We start from the raw sequence: 2,840 nt of genomic DNA on the forward strand, positions 1-2,840 counted from the left end.
TTACTTCTTTTCTTTATCTTCATTTGTTTCGGTTGGATCAGATGGTTTTTCATCTTGTGTGGCTTCATCCAAGCTGATGATACCACAGACGATTCGTTCTCCTGCATTGCCAGCTGGTTGTGAAACACCATCATCTTGACTTGAATGAATAATAATCGATGTACCACTTTCTCTTAACAATGATTTGTTACCATCCATCAGTGTGGCACCCGGTAATTCTAATTCAGCATCTGCCGTGCCATCTGCTTCTACTTCAATATTCGGCATATCTCCTAAATGCGCACCATCTGGATGCATGAGTCCATGTTCACTACCCTCAGGATTAAAATGATTACCAGCTGTTTGAAAATCGGGAGCATCACATTTAGGATATTCATGAATATGAATACCATGTAACCCTTGCTCTAATCCCTCTACCTTTACTTTCACCGTCACTTTGTCTGCTTCTTCTTTAAAGGTAGCGGTACCAATGGCATCATCATCTGTATTATACAAACGAACGTCGAGTGGTGAGCGTTCTTCCGCTTGACATCCAACTAAGATGAGTAGACAAACAGATAGCATTATCTTTTTTATGTACATACTAGATCTACCTTTCTTTCATCTTCTCTCTCTAGTATGGACAAAAAAGACCATCATTAAACCTCATATTCACCTTATTGTAAATCTTTATATCGTTGTTTCCATTCTTTTTCTTCTTTTTTAGAAATTCGACGAATAAAATACATCGCGACAGCTGCACCTATCATAAATACAAGTAACATAATGACAGCTGGAATGTATTCTGTTTTATCTTCTGGAAAGTATAAAAACTCCATCATGGTAACATCACATCCTTATCATTACCATATCACATTATCAAGTGATTATGTAAGATATGAAACGTTATCTCACGAAAAAAGCCAGCTCTAGAGGGCTAGCTTTTTGTAACCGGTTTATTATGCAAGATACTCATGCATCGTCTCAGTAACTCCATCCATCGCTTGTTCTTCGTCATTACCATCGATGGTAATACGAACTTCAGCGCCTTTTGGTACACCGAGTGACATCACACCCATAATTGATTTTAAATTGACTGTTTTCCCATTATAATGCAACTCAACATGTGACTCATACTGACCTGCTTTATTTACCAGTAATGTAGCTGGCCTTGCATGAATACCTGTGTCACTACTAATTGTAAACGTTTGTTCTTTCATTTACTTTTTCCTCCTCTTCAACTAATCCAAACGGGTATCACCTATTGTTTCTGTATTTGTGAAAGGGTTAACTAAATCTATTATATACAATTTCACTGCATTTAGAAACTAATATGAATTATCTTTTCAAATTTTAGTACCTATATTAGTTCTATTTGTATTTCCCACATTCTTATGATAATTTTATGACAAATCTAATTTTTTATGACAGGGGGAATTACATGAGTGTTCATCTTGGTGCAAAGAAAAATGATGTAGCAGATACCGTTTTATTACCAGGGGATCCATTGCGCGCAAAATACATTGCAGAACATTTCTTAGAAAATGTATTTTGTTATAACGACGTGCGCGGTATGTATGGGTATACGGGTACATATAAAGGAAAGAAAATCTCGGTCCAAGGAACAGGAATGGGGTTACCCTCCATTTCCATCTATGTCAATGAACTGATTCAAAGTTATGACGTACAAAACTTCATCCGTGTAGGCTCATGCGGTGCTATTCAAAAGGATATTCAGGTAAGAGATGTGATTCTTGCTAGTACCTCTTCAACAGATTCACAAATGAACCGAATGATTTTTGGTGGCATTGATTATGCACCTTCTGCAGACTTTTCGTTATTAAAGACAGCTTATGACATTGGAGAATCAAAGGGACGTTCTTTACATGTCGGCAATGTATTCAGTAGTGATAGTTTTTATCGTGATAATATGGATGAACTGATCCAATTATTCGAACAATATAATGTATTGGCGATTGAAATGGAATCCACTGCTCTCTATACGTTAGCGGCTAAATTTAATCGCCGGGCATTGTCGGTCCTTACTGTTTCAGATCATGTAGTTACAGGCAAAGAAACAACTGCAAAAGAACGCGAAACAACATTTAACGACATGATTGACATCTCACTCGAGACAGCCATGCAATTTTAAGAGGATGAAGCCACTATCTTTATATTTCTTAACAATTCACCTCGTCACATGTGATAGGTAATTGTGCTATAATGTAGTTGGCGTAAGATACATCAGTTGGCTTTTGGCCAATGTTAGATATAGAGAGGATGTTCGTTTTGGATCTGTTGGACAATTTCCCACTATGGTCTGCTCTACTTGCCATTATATTTGCCCAAGCTGTAAAAATCCCCATCCACTTCATCGCTACAAAGGAATGGAAACCGGGATTATTTCTAAGCACTGGCGGCATGCCAAGTAGCCATTCTGCTGCTGTGACAGCCGTAACTACAGGTATAGGTATGGAACACGGATTATCGTCAGGGGTATTTGCCATCTCCTGTGTTTTCAGCATTATTATTATGTTTGACGCAACAGGGGTACGAAGGCAGACGGGAGAACATGCGATTTTATTAAACACACTCGTCAAAGACTTTAATTACTTTATTTCTGAAGCCAAAGGATGGAGTAAAAAAGGCGAATATGAAAAACAAAAAGAGCTAAAGGAACTTCTCGGACACCAGCCCATTGAAGTTTTCTTCGGTGCAATTACTGGGCTACTCCTTGCTTTTCTTATTTATCCAATATTCTAATACATAATGAATGATGAAAAAGAGACTGGGACAAAAGAGTAATTAGAAAGGAAAAATCCGAACATTTAAGTTCAAGTTTACATACCGCTTAGGCAAAA

5 protein-coding genes are annotated in these 2,840 nt (G+C 37.6%); 2 read left to right on the forward strand and 3 right to left on the reverse strand.

The window, feature by feature from the left end; all coding sequences use genetic code 11:
• The 3 genes from J416_RS14605 to J416_RS14610 form a co-directional block, all read right to left on the reverse strand.
• On the reverse strand, positions 1-582 hold the full coding sequence (locus J416_RS14605; RefSeq protein ID WP_003475002.1) for a superoxide dismutase family protein: 582 nt from the start codon (positions 580-582) through the stop codon (positions 1-3).
• Between the two features lie 74 nt (positions 583-656).
• Positions 657-821: a hypothetical protein gene (locus tag J416_RS15990; protein WP_003475003.1), complete on the reverse strand. Its 165-nt coding sequence runs from the start codon at positions 819-821 to the stop codon at positions 657-659.
• Positions 822-938: 117 nt separating this feature from the next.
• Complete coding sequence (locus J416_RS14610) at positions 939-1,199, reverse strand: phosphocarrier protein HPr (RefSeq protein WP_003475005.1); 261 nt, start codon at positions 1,197-1,199, stop codon at positions 939-941.
• 221 nt (positions 1,200-1,420) lie between these two features.
• Between J416_RS14610 and deoD the strand changes: the two genes are divergently transcribed.
• Together deoD and J416_RS14620 are read left to right on the forward strand one after the other, a co-directional pair.
• Positions 1,421-2,131 carry a purine-nucleoside phosphorylase gene (deoD, locus tag J416_RS14615; RefSeq protein WP_003475007.1) on the forward strand — a complete coding sequence of 237 codons (711 nt, stop codon included), beginning with the start codon at positions 1,421-1,423 and terminating at the stop codon, positions 2,129-2,131.
• 137 nt (positions 2,132-2,268) lie between these two features.
• Entirely contained in the window at positions 2,269-2,742 is a 474-nt protein-coding gene (locus tag J416_RS14620) for a divergent PAP2 family protein (protein WP_003475008.1), read from the forward strand.
• Positions 2,743-2,840 lie beyond the last annotated feature (98 nt).

It is taken from the genome of Gracilibacillus halophilus YIM-C55.5 (genome assembly GCF_000359605.1).
GTDB classification, from domain to species: domain Bacteria; phylum Bacillota; class Bacilli; order Bacillales; family Amphibacillaceae; genus Gracilibacillus; species Gracilibacillus halophilus.

What these genes read in the sequence shown, in the direction of transcription:
- J416_RS15990 (WP_003475003.1), bottom strand. Translation starts at nt 821, where the DNA reads ATGATGGAGTTTTTATACTTTCCAGAAGATAAAACAGAATACATTCCA.
- J416_RS14605 (WP_003475002.1), bottom strand. Translation starts at nt 582, where the DNA reads ATGTACATAAAAAAGATAATGCTATCTGTTTGTCTACTCATCTTAGTT.
- J416_RS14610 (WP_003475005.1), bottom strand. Translation starts at nt 1,199, where the DNA reads ATGAAAGAACAAACGTTTACAATTAGTAGTGACACAGGTATTCATGCA.
- deoD (WP_003475007.1), top strand. Translation starts at nt 1,421, where the DNA reads ATGAGTGTTCATCTTGGTGCAAAGAAAAATGATGTAGCAGATACCGTT.